Source organism: Methylobacterium sp. WL8, from assembly GCF_008040045.1.
Taxonomy (GTDB): domain Bacteria; phylum Pseudomonadota; class Alphaproteobacteria; order Rhizobiales; family Beijerinckiaceae; genus Methylobacterium; species Methylobacterium cerastii.
On record NZ_VRVF01000006.1, the window covers coordinates 40597 to 56715 of the forward strand.

14 protein-coding genes are annotated in these 16119 nt (G+C 71.2%); 13 read left to right on the forward strand and 1 reads right to left on the reverse strand.

Going from position 1 to position 16119, the window contains the following annotated elements:
- Positions 1–12: 12 nt before the first annotated feature.
- From FV234_RS03890 to FV234_RS03915, 6 genes are all read left to right on the forward strand, one after another.
- The gene (locus FV234_RS03890) at positions 13–2070 is read left to right on the forward strand and encodes a carbon starvation CstA family protein (RefSeq protein WP_147828157.1); all 2058 of its coding nucleotides are present in this window, start codon (positions 13–15) and stop codon (positions 2068–2070) included.
- Positions 2071–2074: 4 nt separating this feature from the next.
- Positions 2075–2299, forward strand: a complete 225-nt coding sequence (locus tag FV234_RS03895; protein ID WP_147753324.1) for a YbdD/YjiX family protein — start codon at positions 2075–2077, stop codon at positions 2297–2299.
- Positions 2300–2411: 112 nt separating this feature from the next.
- Positions 2412–2846 carry a tellurite resistance TerB family protein gene (locus FV234_RS03900; RefSeq protein ID WP_147753323.1) on the forward strand — a complete coding sequence of 145 codons (435 nt, stop codon included), beginning with the start codon at positions 2412–2414 and terminating at the stop codon, positions 2844–2846.
- Between the two features lie 34 nt (positions 2847–2880).
- A complete protein-coding gene (locus FV234_RS03905) occupies positions 2881–4149 on the forward strand; it encodes a DUF898 family protein (RefSeq protein ID WP_147828158.1) in 1269 nt (422 codons plus the stop codon).
- Positions 4149–5270, forward strand: a complete 1122-nt coding sequence (locus tag FV234_RS03910; RefSeq protein ID WP_147828159.1) for a M48 family metallopeptidase — start codon at positions 4149–4151, stop codon at positions 5268–5270. Before FV234_RS03905 ends, FV234_RS03910 begins: the two co-directional genes overlap by 1 nt.
- A gap of 120 nt (positions 5271–5390) precedes the next feature.
- Positions 5391–8630, forward strand: coding sequence for an efflux RND transporter permease subunit (locus FV234_RS03915; RefSeq protein ID WP_147828160.1), 3240 nt, complete (start codon positions 5391–5393; stop codon positions 8628–8630).
- A gap of 12 nt (positions 8631–8642) precedes the next feature.
- Here the strand turns inward: FV234_RS03915 and FV234_RS03920 are convergent, their stop codons facing one another.
- Positions 8643–9326, reverse strand: a complete 684-nt coding sequence (locus FV234_RS03920; RefSeq protein WP_147828161.1) for an HAD family hydrolase — start codon at positions 9324–9326, stop codon at positions 8643–8645.
- A gap of 159 nt (positions 9327–9485) precedes the next feature.
- On the opposite strand from FV234_RS03920, the gene FV234_RS03925 reads away from it, so the two are divergent.
- The 7 genes from FV234_RS03925 to FV234_RS03955 all read left to right on the forward strand — a co-directional run bounded on the left by FV234_RS03925 (position 9486) and on the right by FV234_RS03955 (position 16084).
- On the forward strand, positions 9486–9947 hold the full coding sequence (locus FV234_RS03925; protein WP_147761522.1) for a hypothetical protein: 462 nt from the start codon (positions 9486–9488) through the stop codon (positions 9945–9947).
- A gap of 173 nt (positions 9948–10120) precedes the next feature.
- Positions 10121–10834 (forward strand): ribose-5-phosphate isomerase RpiA, encoded by a 714-nt coding sequence (gene rpiA, locus FV234_RS03930; RefSeq protein ID WP_147761523.1) that lies wholly within the window; start codon positions 10121–10123, stop codon positions 10832–10834.
- A gap of 81 nt (positions 10835–10915) precedes the next feature.
- Positions 10916–11476 carry a DUF2059 domain-containing protein gene (locus tag FV234_RS03935; protein WP_147828162.1) on the forward strand — a complete coding sequence of 187 codons (561 nt, stop codon included), beginning with the start codon at positions 10916–10918 and terminating at the stop codon, positions 11474–11476.
- 90 nt (positions 11477–11566) lie between these two features.
- The gene (locus FV234_RS03940; RefSeq protein ID WP_147828208.1) at positions 11567–12742 is read left to right on the forward strand and encodes an O-antigen ligase family protein; all 1176 of its coding nucleotides are present in this window, start codon (positions 11567–11569) and stop codon (positions 12740–12742) included.
- A complete protein-coding gene (gene gor, locus FV234_RS03945; RefSeq protein WP_147828163.1) occupies positions 12739–14124 on the forward strand; it encodes a glutathione-disulfide reductase in 1386 nt (461 codons plus the stop codon). Before FV234_RS03940 ends, gor begins: the two co-directional genes overlap by 4 nt.
- 55 nt (positions 14125–14179) lie before the next feature.
- Positions 14180–14548, forward strand: coding sequence for an RNA polymerase sigma factor region1.1 domain-containing protein (locus FV234_RS03950; protein WP_147828164.1), 369 nt, complete (start codon positions 14180–14182; stop codon positions 14546–14548).
- Between the two features lie 153 nt (positions 14549–14701).
- Positions 14702–16084 (forward strand): 3-deoxy-7-phosphoheptulonate synthase class II, encoded by a 1383-nt coding sequence (locus FV234_RS03955; protein WP_147828165.1) that lies wholly within the window; start codon positions 14702–14704, stop codon positions 16082–16084.
- The last annotated feature ends 35 nt before the right edge of the window (positions 16085–16119 follow it).

Here is a 16119-nt window from a genome sequence, read left to right on the forward strand (position 1 = left end):
GGGAGCGGAACGATGGGCGCGATCGGTAGGCACGGCCCCTGGGCCCTGGTCGGAGCGTTGGGGGCGGCGGCGCTCGCCATCGTCGCCGTCGAGCGCGGCGAGGCGGTGAACGCCCTCTGGCTCGTCGTCGCGGCGATCTGCGTCTACCTCATCGCCTACCGCTACTACGCGCTGTTCATCGCCGAGAAGGTGATGCGCCTCGACGCGAAGCGCGAGACGCCGGCCGTCCGCCACAACGACGGGCTCGACTACGTCCCGACCAACAAGAGCGTGCTGTTCGGCCACCACTTCGCGGCGATCGCCGGCGCCGGCCCCCTCGTCGGCCCGGTGCTCGCGGCGCAGATGGGCTACCTGCCGGGGCTGCTCTGGATCCTCGCTGGCGTCGTGCTCGCCGGCGCGGTGCAGGACTTCCTGGTCCTGTTCGTGTCGATGCGCCGCGACGGCCGCTCGCTCGGCGAGCTGATCCGCACCGAGCTCGGCACCATCCCGGGCGTCATCGCGCTGCTCGGCACCTTCCTGATCATGGTGATCCTGCTCGCCGTGCTGGCGCTCATCGTCGTCAAGGCGCTGGCGGAGAGCCCGTGGGGCACCTTCACCGTGATGTCGACGATCCCGATCGCGATGCTGATGGGCGTATACACCCGCACCATCCGCCCCGGCCGGATCGGCGAGGTCTCGATCCTCGGCTTCGTCCTGCTGATGGCGGCGATCTTCGGCGGCGGCGCGATCGCCGACAGCCCGGTCTGGGGCCCGGCCTTCACCTTCACCGGCACGCAGCTCTGCTGGATGCTGATCGGCTACGGCTTCGTCGCCTCGATCCTGCCGGTCTGGCTGCTGCTCGCCCCGCGCGACTACCTCTCGACCTTCCTCAAGATCGGGACCATCGCGGGCCTCGCGCTGGGCATCGCCTTCGTCGCCCCGCACATGCAGATGCCGGCGGTGACGAAGTTCGTGGACGGCACCGGTCCGGTCTGGGCCGGCCAGCTCTTCCCGTTCCTGTTCATCACCATCGCCTGCGGCTCGGTCTCGGGCTTCCACGCCCTGATCGCGTCGGGCACCACGCCGAAGCTGATCGCCAGCGAGGCCGACGCGCGCTTCATCGGCTACGGCGGCATGCTGATGGAGAGCTTCGTCGCAGTGATGGCGCTGGTCTCGGCCACGGTCATCGACCCGGGCGTGTACTTCACCATGAATTCGCCGGTGGCGCTCCTCGGCACGACGCCGGAGACGGCGGCCGCCGCGGTGACCAAGCTCGGCTTCGCGACGACGCCGGAGGTCATCGTCCAGACCGCCAAGGACGTCGGCGAGCACACCATCATCGCACGCGCCGGCGGCGCGCCGACGCTGGCCGTCGGCATGGCGCACATCATCTCCAGCGCCGTCGGCGGCAAGGGCATGATGGCGTTCTGGTACCACTTCGCCATCCTGTTCGAGGCGCTGTTCATCCTCACCGCGGTCGACGCCGGGACGCGCGCGTGCCGCTTCATGGTGCAGGACCTCGTCGGCCTCGCGGTGCCGGCGTTCAAGCAGACCAACGCCTGGGTTCCGAGCATCCTGGCCACCGCCATCGCGGTCGGCGCCTGGGGCTATTTCCTTTACCAGGGCGTCACCGACCCGCTCGGCGGCATCAACACCCTGTGGCCGCTGTTCGGCATCTCGAACCAGATGCTGGCCGCCGTCGCGCTGACGCTCTGCACGGTGGTGATCTTCAAGATGAAGCGCGAGCGCTACGCGTTCGTGACGATCATCCCGACCGCGTGGCTGTGCATCTGCACCCTCACCGCCGGCTGGCAGAAGATCTTCTCCGCCGACCCGAAGATCGGCTTCCTCGCCCACGCCGAGCGCTACGCGGGCGCGATCGCAGAGGGCAAGGTGCTGGCACCGGCCAAGAACCTCGGCCAGATGAGCCAGATCGTGCTGAACGACCGGATCGACACGGTGCTGGCCGCCCTGTTCATCGGCCTCGTCGTGGCGATCGCCGGCTTCGGCATCGCCGCCTGCCTGAAGGCGCTCCGCTCCGACCGCTGGACCGCGATCGAGAGCGAAGCCCGCATCGTCGCGGCGGAGTAGGCCGGTGGACGCCGCCTCGCAGAGCCTGCGCGACCGCTGGAAGGCATTGTCGAAATGCGTCTGCGACGGGGCGCGGCTGATGGTCGGGCAGGGCGACTATGCGGCCTACGCCGCGCACGTCGCACGCACCCATCCCGACCAGGCGCCGATGAGCGAGGTCGAGTTCTTCCGCCATCGGGAGAACGCCCGCTTCGGCGTCGGCAACACCAGCGGGTTCCGCTGCTGTTGACCGTGCGGTGCGTTCGAAGATCGATCGATCGAGGATGCGGCCCGGTCGCGGGACGTAAAACGCTTGACTTGGAGAGGGCGTTTCCCGTGAGTCGGGCGAACGCGAGGTAGGCATGAGCATCTTCCAGGACGCCATTCTGCGGTTCGGCCGGACGATCATGTCCTATGCCGGCGACGGCCTGTTCCTGCAGGCCGCGGTCTCGGCCGCCGCCAACGTGACGATCGCCGACGGCGACGTCGACGAGGAGGAGGTCGAGTCGGCGATCTCGGGGATGCGGGCCAACCCGATCCTCCAGAAGTCGTACGACACGCTGCGGATCGAGCAGGAGCTCTACGAGGGCATCGCCCGCGCCAAGACCCGGGCCGGGCGGATCGAGAACCTGCGTCACGTCGCGGCCGTCGCCGACCGGCCGCTCGACCAGCGCCAGGACATCTTCCTGATCGCCGCCGACGTCGCCGACTTCGGCGGCATCAGCGAGGTCGAGCACAAGGCCCTCGACGAGATCGCCGCCGCCCTCCAGGTCGAGAAGTCCGCGCTGCTGCGCTGACCACGCGTCCACCGCAGGCTGAGGAGGGGGACCGATGCCGCGCACCGGGGAGATCGCGTTCGACCCACGGCTCCGCGGCCTCACCGAGCTCGCGGTGGTCGGGTTCCTGCTCTCGCTCGTCACCTTCGGTATCTACCGCTTCTGGTACATGACCGACCTGCGGCGCTTCTTCTGGAGCCGAACCGTCGTCGACGGCAGCCCGGCGGAATACACCGGCACCGGGCGCGAGCTCTTCCTCGGCTTCCTCGTGGCGCTCGCGCTGCTGATCGTGATCTATGTCGGCCTGTTCGGCCTCGCCATCACCGTGCCGGCGCTGGCGCCGTACTCGGCGATCCTCTCCTTCGTGCTGCTGTTCCTGGTCGGGCAGTTCGCGATCTATCGCGGCCGGCGCTATCGAGCGATGCGCACCCTGTGGCGCGGCGTCCGCCTCGGCCAGGACGGATCGGGCCTCGTCTACGCCGCGCGCGCCGCCCTGTGGTGGACGCTGACGCTCGCGACGCTGGGCCTCGCCTACCCGTTCATGCGCGCCAGCCTCGAACGCTACCGCATCGGCCACACCCGGGTCGGCACGAGCCGGATGGCGTCTGATGCGCGCGGGCGCTCGCTCGTCGGGCCGTGGCTGCTGTTCTACGCGGTGGCGTTCGGCCCGGTGCTCGCCGTGCTGCTGGCGCTGCTCGCCGCCAACGACTTCACCCTGCCGACCGACCTGATCCTGCCCAAGCCCGGCGGCAAGGCCGGCGACCTCATCCTCAACCCGGCCTATCGCGGCAGCCGCGTCGCGACCCTCGCGATCGCGCTCGGCGTCACGGCCGGGTGCTGCCTTCCGCTCGCGCTCCTGCTGGTTCCGCTCTACCGCGCGCGCGAAGCCAAGGTGTTCATGAACGCCGCGAGTCTGAACGCCGCAAGCCTGGGCCCGGTCCGCCTCGTCTCGACCCTTCGGGCGCGGCAGTTCTACTGGCCCTACCTCGTCTACGCGCTGTCGCTCCTCGGCTTCGTCGCGGTGGTCGGGCTGATCGCGCTCCTCGCCGGGCTCGCAGCGCGGGCCGCGGGCGGCAACGGCTTCGCCTGGGCGGCGGCGCTCGGCGGCGGCCTGCTCTATCTCGGCGGCGCGCTCGCCTTCGCGGTGCTGCACGTGCGCATCGTCCAGGCCCGCCTCTGGGCCGCGGTCGCGACCACGACCGACATCGCCGACGCGGACGGCCTGAACCGGATCCTGGCGGCGACGCACGGGCCGGGCAGCGGCCTCAACGAAGGCCTCGCCGACGCGCTCGACGTGGGCGGCGCGCTGCAGATCGGGTTCTGATGCCGTCGAGCACCGCTTCCGGCCGCTGGTTCGACGGCCGGAGCGCCGCGCCGCACGACGTGACCCTGCGCCTCGGCGACCGCCTCGAGATCACCGGGCCGGGCGTGCACCGCGACTGGAACCTCGACGACCTGAGGGCGCGCGAGGCGCAGGCGCCGCTCCTGCGCCTCGGGATCGCGGGCGATCCCGGGCAGGTCGAGGTAGTAGACGCGACGTTCGCCGCCATCCTCGCAATCCGCTGCCCCGACCTGCGCAAGCGCGCCGACACGGCCGGCGGCACCTGGCGCCTCGTCGTCGGGTCGCTGGCGGCAGGCGTCGCCATCCTCCTCGCGGTCGCCCTCGGCCTGCCGGTCGCGGCCGGCCTCCTCGCGCCCCTGGTACCGGACGGCGTCGAGGCGCGTCTCGGCGCCGCGGTCGAGGGTCAGGTGCTGGACCTGATGGGCGATCCGCCGGCCTGCGCCGACCCGGCGGGACGGGCCGTGCTCGACCGCCTCGTCGCCCGCCTCGTGTCCGGTCGCGGCCTGCCGTCCGACCTCGCCGTGACGGTGCGCCGGCACAATACGGCAAACGCCCTGACCCTGCCCGGCGCGCGCGTCGTCGTGCTTTCGGAGCTGATCGCCAAGGCGCGAAGCGCCGACGAGTTCGCGGGCGTGCTGGCGCACGAGCTCGGCCACGTGGCCCTGCGCGATCCGACGCGGGCGCTGATCCAGGCGTCTGGCACCTCGTTCCTGCTCAGCCTCGTGCTCGGGGACCTCACCGGCTCGACGGTCATCGTCGCGCTCGGCCAGGCGGCGCTCTCGGCCGGCTACAGCCGCGACGCCGAGCGGGCGGCGGACGCCTATTCCGTCGCCACGATGCAGGCGGCGGGCGGCGACGCCGCCGCGCTCGCGACGATGCTGGAGCGGATCGCCAAGGACGACGCGGAGACCGACCCGGACTTCCTGCGCACCCATCCCTTCACCCGCGAACGCGCCGCCACGATCCGGGCGCAGGCCGGCGCCGCCGCATCCGGCCGGCGCATCCTGAGCGAGGCCGAGTGGGCGCAGCTGCGCCGGATCTGCCCGGGTGCGCCGGACAAGCCGGCACCGAAGCTGCGTCCAGGCCGGGGGCGGCGAGTCTGACGCGGCTGCGGCCTCTTCGCCGTCGCGGCGCAACGACATGATCGCGAAACAAATCTCGCGTTCGGTGGCGTCTGCATTCATGATGCGATGATCTGGCCGCAGCCGGGTCGGGGAGACCAAATGGGCCTCGTCCAGTACGCGCTGAAGTTTCGCATCACCACCTACGTGCTCGCCGTGCTGATGATGCTCGCCGGCGGCGGCGCGATCGTCGTCGCGCCGAAGGACGTGCTGCCGATCGTCGACATCCCGGTGGTCGTGGTGGTCTGGACCTACACAGGGTTGTCCACGCCGGAGATGGAGCGGCGGATCACCACCTACGCCGAGTTCTCGCTCTCGAACAACGTCAACAACATCAAGCGGATGGAATCGACGACACTTCAGGGCACGGCGATCCAGAAGATCTACTTCGATGGCGAGGTCAGCGTCGACCTCGCGATCACGCAAGTCGTCTCGGCGATGAACTCGATCCGCTCGGCGATGCCGCCGGGCGTGCAGCCGCCGATCGTACTGCGGTTCTCGGCCTCCTCGGTGCCGGTGATCCAGCTCGCGCTGACATCGACGAAGGAGAGCCTGACCAAGGTCTACGACTACGCGCAGTACCGCATCCGCCAGCGCCTGGTTCAGGTGCCGGGCTCGACCCTGCCGTCGCCCTTCGGCGGCACCCCGCGCCAGATCATGGTCGACCTCGACCTCCAGGCCCTGCGCGCCCTGGGCCTGACCGCGCTCGACGTCACCAACGCGATGACGGCCCAAAACCTCACGGTGCCCTCGGGCCTCGTGAAGATCGGCGAGCAGCAATACCCGGTCCTGCTCAACGCCACGCCGGACGCGATCTCAGCCCTCAACGAGATCCCGATCAAGGTTGTGGCCGGCCAGCCGGTTCTGGTGCGCGACGTCGCCTACGTCCGCGACGGCGGGCCGCCGCAGGTCAACATCGTGCGCTCGGACGGGCTGCATTCGGTGCTGATGCGGATCTTCAAGAACGGCACCGCCTCGACGCTGGACGTGGTCAACAACGTCAAGAAGGTGCTGCCCGAGATCCAGGCCGCGGCGCCCGACGGCATGGCGATCAAGCCGCTGTTCGACCAGTCGGTGTTCGTGTCCGCCGCGATCGAGGGCGTGATCCACGAGGCCGCCATCGCCGCCTGCCTGACCGGCCTGACGATCCTGCTGTTCCTCGGGTCGTGGCGCTCGACGATCGTCGTGCTGATCTCGATCCCGCTTTCGATCCTCACCTCGCTGGCGATCCTCGCTGCGCTCGGCCAGACCATCAACGTGATGACGCTCGGCGGCCTGGCGCTCGCCGTCGGCATCCTCGTCGACGACGCCACGGTGGCGATCGAGAACACCTACCGGCTGTTCGAGGAGGGCGAGCCGTTCCGCAAGTCCGTGGTCGAGGGCGCGGCCAGCATCGCCAAGCCGACGCTGATCTCGACGCTGTCGATCTGCGCGGCCTTCGTCTCGGTCTTCGCGCTGGCCGACACGCCGAAATATCTCTTCACGCCGCAGGCGCTGGCGGTCGTGTTCGCGATGCTGACCTCGTACCTGCTCTCGCGCACCCTCGTGCCGGTGCTGATCGACGTGCTGGTCGCCCGCGAATACGTCGAGCGACACGGGGGCGACCACGACGCCGCCGCCCCGCCGCCGCGGCGCGGGCGTGTGACACGCGCCCTCGGCTGGCTCGGGCGCCCGGTCTTCCACCTCGCCGGGCGGTTCCGGAACGGCTTCGAGGCTCGCTTCGAACGCTTCCACCGCGGCTATCTCGGCCTGCTCCACGTCGTCGTGCGCCGGCGCGTCGCGACGATCGCCTTCGTCGTCCTCGTCTTCGCCGGCACCGCCGGGCTCTTCACCTTCGTCGGGCGGGACTACTTCCCGCAGGTGGCCTCGAGCCAGCTCACGCTGCACCTGCGCACCCGCCCCGGCATGCGGATCGAGACCGCCGAGCAGGTCTTCGCGGCGATCGGCGCGACGGTGCGCGAGGTGATCCCCGAGAGCGAGATCGAGCAGATCCTCGACAACATCGGCCTGCCCTCGAACAACTACAACTTCGCGTTCTCGGACGGCTCCTTCGTCGGCTACAACGACGGCCAGATGCTGGTGAACCTGCGCGAGGGCCACGGCGACGTCGGCACCTACACCAAGCGCCTCCGCGAGGTGCTGCGCGAGCGCTTCCCCGACGTGATCGTCTACTTCCAGCCCTCCGACATCATCACGCAGATCCTCAACTTCGGCACGCTGGCGCAGATCGACGTGCAGGTGTCCGGGCGCAACGCCGAGAAGGACCTCGCGGTCGCCCAGAACATCGTGCGCCGCCTGAAGGAGACCAAGGGCGCCGTCGACGTGCACCTCCACCAGATCGTCGGCACGCCGCAATTCTTCGTCGACGTGGATCGCCGTCTCGCCTCGGAACTCGGGCTGACGCAGCAGCAGGTGGCGCAGGGGCTCAACGTCTCCCTGTCGGGCTCCTTCCAAGTGACCCCGAACTTCTGGACCGATCCGAAGACCGGCATCCCGTACCAACTCTGGGTGCAGACGCCGGAATACCGCAACGCCTCGCTGACCGACCTTCAGAACACGCCGCTGCTGGTGCGGGCCAACAGCGACCAGCCGGGCGTGCTGACCCTGCTGTCCAGCGTCTCGACCGTGCGCCGCCAGGCGACGCAGACGGTGGTGAACCACGTCAACACCGCGCCGACCTACAACATCTACGCGGCGGTGCAGGATTCCGACCTCGGCTCGGTGGCGCGAGAAATCCGCACCATCGTCGACGAGGAGCAGAAGGCGCTGCCGGCCCCCGACAAGATCACCGTGCGCGGGCAGATCGAGAACATGGACTCGGCCTTCGTGCGCCTCGGCGTCGGCCTCAGCATCGCGCTCGTGGCGGTCTACCTGCTGATGGCGGTGAACTATCAGAGCTGGGGCGACCCGTTCGTGGTCCTGGCGGCGCTGCCGCTCGCCTTCTGCGGCATCGTCGCGAGCCTGTTCGTCACCGGCACCACCTTCTCGATCCCGTCGCTGTTCGGCGCGATCATGTCGGTGGGCATCGCGTCGGCGAACTCGATCCTGCTCGTCACCTTCGCCCGCGAGCACCGCGAGGCGACGGGCTGCTCGGCGATCGAGGCGGCGCTCCTGGCCGGCGAGACCCGGTTGCGCCCGGTGCTGATGACGGCAGGCGCGATGTTCCTCGGGCTGATCCCGATGGCGCTCGGCACGGGCGAGGGCGGCGAGCAGAACGCGGCGCTGGCGCGCGCCGTGATGGGCGGCATCGCCTTCGGTACGCCGGCGACGCTTCTGTTCGTGCCGTTCCTTTACACGGTGCTGCGCGCGGGCAAGGTGCAGGTGCCGGAGGACTACGCTTAGGGACGAAGACGCCTACGCCCGCGGCGGCACCAGCTCGGCGACCGCGTCGGCGAGCTCGGAGAAATGCCCGATCACCCGGTCCGGCCCGAGCCGGTCCACCGGCGTGTCGGTGTAGCCGAAGGTGACCGCCACCACCGGGATGCCGGCGGCCTTGGCCGCATCGATGTCGGCGCGGGAATCCCCGACCATCACCGCGCGCGCGGGGTCGCCTCCGGCCTTGGCGATCGTCAGGGTGATGTGGCGCGGATCGGGCTTGCTGTAGGGGAAGGTCGCGCGCCCGCAGATCGCGGCGAAGCGACCGCCGATGCCGAGCTTGTCGAGCAGGTCGACGGCGTGGAGCTCGACCTTGTTGGTGCACACGGCGAGCCGGAAACCCTCGGCCTCGAGCCGGTCGAGCGCCTCGACCACGCCGGGATAGAGGTGCGAGCGGTCGCACAGGTGCGCGCCGTAATGCTCCAGGAAGTCGGCGAACAGCGCCTCGTGCCGTTCGGGCGTCAGCCCCTTGCCGGCGGCCTCGAAGCCGCGGCGGATCAGCGCCTTGGCGCCGGCGCCGATCAGGTCCCGCGCCTCCGCGAGCGGCAGTTCCGGCAGGCCCTCGCGCACCAGCAGTACGTTCAGCGTGCCGATCAGGTCGCCCGCGGTCTCGGCCAGGGTGCCGTCGAGGTCGAACACGGCAATCTTCGGCAAGGTGGACATCGCGAGCTTTCGCAAGGGGCGGGGGATGGCGCCCTCGCTAGCCGCCCGCGGCGGACGGGGCAAGTTTCCGGCACCCCTCGGGGCGCGGACGACATCCGACGCCCCAGACTTGCCCGAAACCCCCGTGAAAGGAGAGGGCGTCACACCCCGGGACCGTCCATGAACATCCGCCTGCTCGCCCTCGGCCTCTGCCTGCTCGCGCCGGTTTCCGCCGCCGCCGCCTCGTTCGAGTTCGTCCCGGCCCCGCAGGCCGACCTCAACCGCATGTACCGGGTCGACAAGGTCACGGGTGAGGTCACCTCGTGCCAGTACGGGCTGCAGGACGTCGGGGGCGGCATCGGCCTAACGGTCTGCTTCGCGGCGGGCGAGGGGGCCGGCGCGCAGCCCCCGTCGGAATACGGCCTCGTCGCCACGCGCCACACCCGCGAGGCGGGCGTGTTCCGGGTGAACTACCGCACCGGCGAGATGAGCATCTGCTTCGTGCTGGTGAAGAAGGAGCAGGTCGTCTGCACCCAGCAGACCAACCCCTCCGCCGAAGGCGCCGCCCAGGCGCCCCTCGTCGGCAACGTTCCGGGCCGCGCCGGCGCCAGCGCGACGCCGCCGCAGGGCGGGCGGCCCTGACGCGGCGCGGGCGGGGCGCATGCGGGCGGATCCGTCATCCGAATGCCGGTTTCGGCAGGCGCCGCGGCTTCCCGGCGCGGCGGCGGCCATGCTAGGGCGTGCCGCACCTGAACGGGACGAACCGGCACCCTGCGCATGCACCCTTCCACGAGACCCGACGGCGGGACGTCGTCGTGAGCGGCCCGGACCTGCGCCGCGCGGCGGCCGCCCGCGCCCTCGACCTGGTCGAGCCGGGCATGCGGCTCGGGCTCGGCACCGGCTCGACGGCGGCGGCCTTCGTCGCGCTCCTCGGGGCCCGCGTCCGCGACGGCCTCGACGTCGTCGGCGTGCCGACCTCCGAGGCGACCCATGCGGCGGCGACGCGCGAGGGCATTCGCCTCGCGACCCTGGAGGAGCTGCCCGAGCTCGACCTCACCATCGACGGAGCCGACGAGGTCGACGCCGACCTCCGCCTGATCAAGGGCGGCGGCGCGGCCCTGCTTCGCGAGAAGATCGTCGCCTGCGCCAGCCGCCGCATGGTGGTGATCGCCGACGCGGCCAAGCGCGTGGCGACGCTCGGCGCCTTCCCGCTGCCGATCGAGGTCAACGCCTTCGGCCTCGCCGCGACCCGGATCGGCGTCGAGGCGGCGATCGCGCGCGCGGGCTGCGCCGGCGACGTCGCGCTGCGCGTGACGTCCGGCGTCGCGCCGCTGACGACGGATGGCGGCCACCTCATCCTCGACGCCCGCCTCGGCCGCATCGCCGACGCGGAGCGGTTGTCGGCCCTGCTCTGGGCGGTTCCCGGGGTGGTCGAGCACGGCCTGTTCCTCGGGATCGCCACCGCGGCCATCCTCGCCGAGGAGCGCGACGGCCGCGCCGAGGTCAGCGTAATCGGCAGCCTCGCATAAACCCTTTCGCGCCGCTTAGCGGCGCACCGGGGACGGCATCGGTGTCGCCGTCCCATCCCCCCTCGCTCAGGAACGTCCGGAATGTCCGTACTCTCCCGCCGCCTCCTTCCCGCCCTGGTGGCCGCCCTCGTCGCCGGCCCGGCCCTCGCCCAGGCGCCGAAGGCCGCGCCGCCGAAGCCGGCACCGGCGCCCGCCGCGCCGGCCAACCGCGGCGCCCCGACGATCAGCGCGAACCACCTCGCGCTCGCCCGCGAGGTGATGCTGAGCTCGGGCATCGCCCGCTCGTTCGATTCGATCATTCCGGCGTTCGCCGACCAGATCAAGCAGCAGTCGGTGACGCGGCCCGAGCTGGCCAAGGACCTCGACGAGGTGCTGCGTTCGCTCAACCCGGAGATGGAGCTGCAGAAGCAGCGCATCATCGACACCGCCGCTCGCATCTACGCGACCAAGCTGACCGAACCCGAGCTACAGGACATCGCGACGTTCTTCCGCTCGCCCGCCGGCAAGCGCTACGTCGAGACGCAGCCGCAGATCCTCGACGAGATGGTCCAGGCGATGCAGACCTGGACCCAGGAAGTCTCGGAATACGTCATGGTCCGCGTGCGCGCCGAGATGGGCAAGCGCGGGCACCAGCTCCAGTAGGCCGTAGGGCTGTCCGCAGAACGCGCCGTGCATCCGTCCCGACGCCTCTACGCGGCCGGCGCCGTCGCGCTCGCGGCGCTGCCCTTGGCGATGGCGCTGGCCAACCGCTCGAGCCCCCTCGTCGTCGCCATCGCGGCGCTGCTGTTCCTGGCCGGGCGCTGCCTTGAGGATGCCGGCGCGGTGCGGCGCCTGCTGTTGCCGCCGCTCGCGACGCCGCCGGGCCTCGCGGCCCTGGTGTTCCTGGCCTGGTGCGCCGCGACGCTCGCCTGGACGCCGTTTCCGGCGCTTTCCCTGCGAATGGCCGGCGAGTTCGTGCCGACCCTCGTCGCCGCGTACCTGCTGGCCCGCCTCGCCCCGGGGCGCATCCCGGGTTTCGCTGCGCCGCTCTCGGCCGCGATGGTGGTGCTCGCCGGGCTGACCATCGCCGTCGGCCTCGCCGCGGGTCTGCCGCTGCAGCGCGCCCTCGGCCAGCGGATGGCGGAGTTCGTCTACAACCGTCCCGCGCTCACGCTTGCCGTCGTCGCCGGCCCGCTCGCCCTGGTACTGTGGCGCCAGGGCCGGCGCGTCGTCGCGCTCGCGGCTTTGGCCTTCGCAGCGCTCGGCATCCTGCGCTCGGTCAGCGGGGCGGCTGCCATGGGGCTTGCCGCGGGACTTGCGATGTTCGTCCTCGGGCGCCTGCTGCCGGCCCGCCTCGCGGTCGGCCTCGCCGGGCTCGGCCTCGGGCTCGCCGTGGCGTTGGCCCCGGTCGAGGGCGACCTGCTCGACCAGTTCATGCCGGAGGCGGCGCACGAGCGGCTGGTCCATTCCTCGTCGCGCGCCCGCGTCGCCATCGCGCGGAGCTTCGGCGCAGCCGTTGCGGCGGACCCGTGGGTCGGGGCCGGCTTCGGCACGTCGGCTCGCTTCGCCGAGGCGCCGGTGGCCGCGCGGCTCGATCCGGAGATGCGGACGCTGCTCGCCGTCGGCCATCCGCACAACGCATTCCTCCAGGTCTGGGCCGAGCTCGGAACCGCCGGGGCCGTGCTCGCGGCGGCGGTCCTGATGCTGATGCTCGCACCCCTCGTCGCCTGGCCGGCGGGGGAGCGCGCGACGGCGCTCGCCCTGGTCGCGGCGGCGGCGGCCATCGCCTTCGTCGAGCACAACACCTGGGCGGCGTGGTGGACGGCCGGCCTCGGCGCTGCCATCACCTGGCTGCGGGATGCCAGGAGCCGCACCACGCCTCACACCCTTTCCCGGCCCGAGGCCGGGCCGGATCGGACCCTGTCATGAGCGAGACCTACGACGTCGACCTGTTCGTGATCGGCGGCGGCTCCGGTGGGGTCCGCGCCGCCCGGATCGCGGCCGGCTACGGCGCCCGCGTGATGCTCGCGGAGGAGTACCGCGTCGGCGGCACCTGCGTGATCCGCGGCTGCGTGCCGAAGAAGCTCATGGTCTACGCCGGACGCTTCGCCGACGAATTCGAGGACGCGGCCGGCTTCGGCTGGACGGTGGAGGCGCCGCGCTTCGACTGGAGCGTGATGAAGCGCCGGCGCGACGCCGAGGTGACGCGGCTCGAAGGCATCTACGACGCCAACCTGATCCGGGCCGGCGTCACCGTGGTGCCGGAGCGCGCGGTGATCGAGGACGCGCACGCGGTCCGCCTCGTCGCCAGCGACAGGCGCGTCACCGCCAAGGTCATCCTGGTCGCGGTCGGCGCCCACCCGGTCAAGGAGCCGGCGGTGCCCGGCGCGGAGCTGGCGATCACCTCGAACGAGGTGTTCGAGCTGGAGACGCTGCCCGAGCGCATCCTGGTGATCGGCGGCGGCTACATCGCGGTCGAGTTCGCGGGCGTGTTCGCAGCCCTGGGCAGCCGGACCGCGCTGCTCCACCGCGGCGACCGGCTGCTGCGCGGCTTCGACGACGAGATCCGCGACGCGCTGGGCGACGCCTACGCGAAGCGGCTCTCGCTCAAGCTCGGGCGCAACCTCGCCAAGCTCGAACGGGTCGACGGCGGCATCGCCACGACCCTCGACGACGGCGAGACGTTCGTCGTCGACCAAGTGCTGATGGCGACCGGGCGTCGCCCCAACGTCGCCGGGCTCGGCCTCGACCGGGTCGGGATCGAGACCGACGCCGCCGGCGCGATCCCGGTCGACGCCTACTCGCGGACGGCGGTGCCCTCGATCTACGCGGTCGGCGACGTCACCAACCGCGCCAACCTCACGCCGATCGCCATCCGCGAGGGCCACGCCTTCGCCGACACCGTGTTCGGCGACAGGCCGGCCTGCGTCGATCACCGCCTGATCCCGACCGCGGTGTTCTCGACGCCGGAGATCGGCGTCGTCGGCCACAACGAGGACACCGCACGCGAAATCTACGGCCGGATCGATGTGTTCAAGGCGAGCTTCCGCCCGATGAAGGCGACGCTCTCGGGACGCGACGAGAAGGTCCTGATGAAGGTGCTGGTCGATTGCGCCAGCGACAAGGTCGTGGGCGTGCACGTCTTCGGCCACGATGCCGGCGAGCTCATCCAGGCGGTCGGCATCGCGGTGACCATGGGCGCGACCAAGGCGGATTTCGACCGTACCATCGCGGTGCATCCGACGGCGTCGGAAGAGCTCGTGACGATGCGGGTTCCGCAGGTGACGAAGCACCCCGTCGCCGTCGGCTGACGATCCGCGCGCGATCGGCCCTCGACGCCGCGCATTCCCGGGCCATATCCGCACGATGGGCAAGCGAGACAGCGGCAAACGAGACACCGGCAAGGACGAGCCCGGCAAGCGGGGCCCGGACAAGCGGGAGCCGGCCGGCGACGACGCACAGGTGCGGCGGCAGCGCGTCATCGACGGCCTGCTGGCCGACGCCCTCCGGCCGGCCTTCTCGACGGCGGGCCCGAGCCGGGAGATGCTGGCGCCGGACATCCAGGGCGCGATCGACGCGCTCCTCGCCATGGCCACGGCACGCAAGAGCCGGTGCCTGACCTACGAGGACCTGGAGGAAGCGCTCCCCGCCCGCGACGTCTCGGCGGAGGACCTGGAGGCGATCTTCTGGATCCTGGCCGAGCACGGCATCGAGGTCGAGGACGGCGAAGGCTGACCCATCCGCCCCGGCGCTCGCCGCGACCTGCGATCCGCCCAGCCCCGCGCCCGCCTCATCTCGCCCAGCCGGACAAACCGCTCTATAAGCCGCGCTTCGCGCCCAGATTCGGCGCGCACGGGAGAGGCGCCGCGAGGTGCGTGGGAGTGTGTGATGGGCGAGCGTTGGACACCGAAGTCATGGCGTGACCTGCCGATCCAGCAGGTGCCGGCCTATCCGGATCCGGCCGCCCTCGAAGCGGTCGAGGCTCAGCTCGCGAGCTTCCCGCCCCTCGTCTTCGCGGGCGAGGCGCGCAAGCTGAAGACCGCGCTCGCGCGAGTCTCGACCGGCGACGCCTTCCTGCTCCAGGGCGGCGATTGCGCCGAGAGCTTCGACGAGCATTCGGCCGACAACATCCGCGATTTCTTCCGCGTGTTCCTGCAGATGGCTTTGGTACTCACCTTCGCCGGCGCGTCGCCCGTGGTGAAGGTCGGTCGCATCGCCGGGCAGTTCGCCAAGCCGCGCTCCTCGCCGACCGAGACCCTCGACGGCGTCATCCTGCCGAGCTACCGCGGCGACATCGTCAACGGGCTGACCTTCACGGACGAGGCCCGCATCCCCGATCCGCGCCGTCAGCTCGAAGCGTACCGCCAGTCGGCGGCGACGCTCAACCTGCTGCGCGCCTTCGCCACCGGCGGCTACGCCAACCTCGAGAACTCGCATCGGTGGATGCTGGGCTTCGTCAAGGACAGCCCGCAATCCTCCCGCTACGCCGACGTCGCCGAACGGATGACGGAGGCGCTCGACTTCATGCGCGCCATCGGGATCAACCCGGAGACGCACCAGGAGGTGCGGACCACCGACTTCTACACCAGCCACGAGGCGCTGCTGCTCGGCTACGAGGAGGCGATGACCCGCGTCGATTCGACGACCGGCGACTGGTACGCCACCTCGGGCCACATGCTGTGGATCGGCGACCGCACCCGCCAGCCGGACCACGCCCACGTCGAGTACGCCCGCGGCATCCGCAACCCGATCGGCCTCAAGTGCGGCCCGTCGATGGACGCCGACGGCCTGATCCGGCTCGCCGACGCGCTGAACCCGGGCAACGAGGCCGGGCGCCTCAGCCTGATCTGCCGGTTCGGCGCGGACAAGGTCGGCGAGCACCTGCCGCGGCTGGTGCGGGCGATCGAGCGCGAAGGCCGCAGCGTCGTGTGGGTGTGCGATCCGATGCACGGCAACACGATCTCGGCCGGCCGCTACAAGACGCGTCCGTTCGAGCGGGTGATGCAGGAGATCGAGGGGTTCTTCGGCGTGCACTCGGCCGAGGGCACGATCCCGGGCGGCATCCACCTGGAGATGACCGGCAAGGACGTCACCGAATGCACGGGCGGCGCCCGCGCGCTGACGGCGGACGACCTTCAAGACCGCTACCACACCTACTGCGACCCGCGACTCAACGCGGAGCAGGCCTTGGAAGTCGCGTTCCGCACGGCCGAGCTGGTCGGGCGCGGTCGCACCGCGGTGGAGCGTCCGCGCCTCGACGCGGCCGAATAGGCCAGCGAAGGGTCGCGTCGGCGAGGTACGCCGCC

What these genes read in the sequence shown, in the direction of transcription:
- FV234_RS03940 (WP_147828208.1), top strand. Translation starts at nt 11,567, where the DNA reads ATGGCGCTGGCCAACCGCTCGAGCCCCCTCGTCGTCGCCATCGCGGCG.
- FV234_RS03935 (WP_147828162.1), top strand. Translation starts at nt 10,916, where the DNA reads ATGTCCGTACTCTCCCGCCGCCTCCTTCCCGCCCTGGTGGCCGCCCTC.
- FV234_RS03890 (WP_147828157.1), top strand. Translation starts at nt 13, where the DNA reads ATGGGCGCGATCGGTAGGCACGGCCCCTGGGCCCTGGTCGGAGCGTTG.
- FV234_RS03920 (WP_147828161.1), bottom strand. Translation starts at nt 9,326, where the DNA reads ATGTCCACCTTGCCGAAGATTGCCGTGTTCGACCTCGACGGCACCCTG.
- FV234_RS03910 (WP_147828159.1), top strand. Translation starts at nt 4,149, where the DNA reads ATGCCGTCGAGCACCGCTTCCGGCCGCTGGTTCGACGGCCGGAGCGCC.
- FV234_RS03900 (WP_147753323.1), top strand. Translation starts at nt 2,412, where the DNA reads ATGAGCATCTTCCAGGACGCCATTCTGCGGTTCGGCCGGACGATCATG.
- FV234_RS03950 (WP_147828164.1), top strand. Translation starts at nt 14,180, where the DNA reads ATGGGCAAGCGAGACAGCGGCAAACGAGACACCGGCAAGGACGAGCCC.
- FV234_RS03905 (WP_147828158.1), top strand. Translation starts at nt 2,881, where the DNA reads ATGCCGCGCACCGGGGAGATCGCGTTCGACCCACGGCTCCGCGGCCTC.
- FV234_RS03955 (WP_147828165.1), top strand. Translation starts at nt 14,702, where the DNA reads ATGGGCGAGCGTTGGACACCGAAGTCATGGCGTGACCTGCCGATCCAG.
- FV234_RS03915 (WP_147828160.1), top strand. Translation starts at nt 5,391, where the DNA reads ATGGGCCTCGTCCAGTACGCGCTGAAGTTTCGCATCACCACCTACGTG.
- gor (WP_147828163.1), top strand. Translation starts at nt 12,739, where the DNA reads ATGAGCGAGACCTACGACGTCGACCTGTTCGTGATCGGCGGCGGCTCC.
- FV234_RS03925 (WP_147761522.1), top strand. Translation starts at nt 9,486, where the DNA reads ATGAACATCCGCCTGCTCGCCCTCGGCCTCTGCCTGCTCGCGCCGGTT.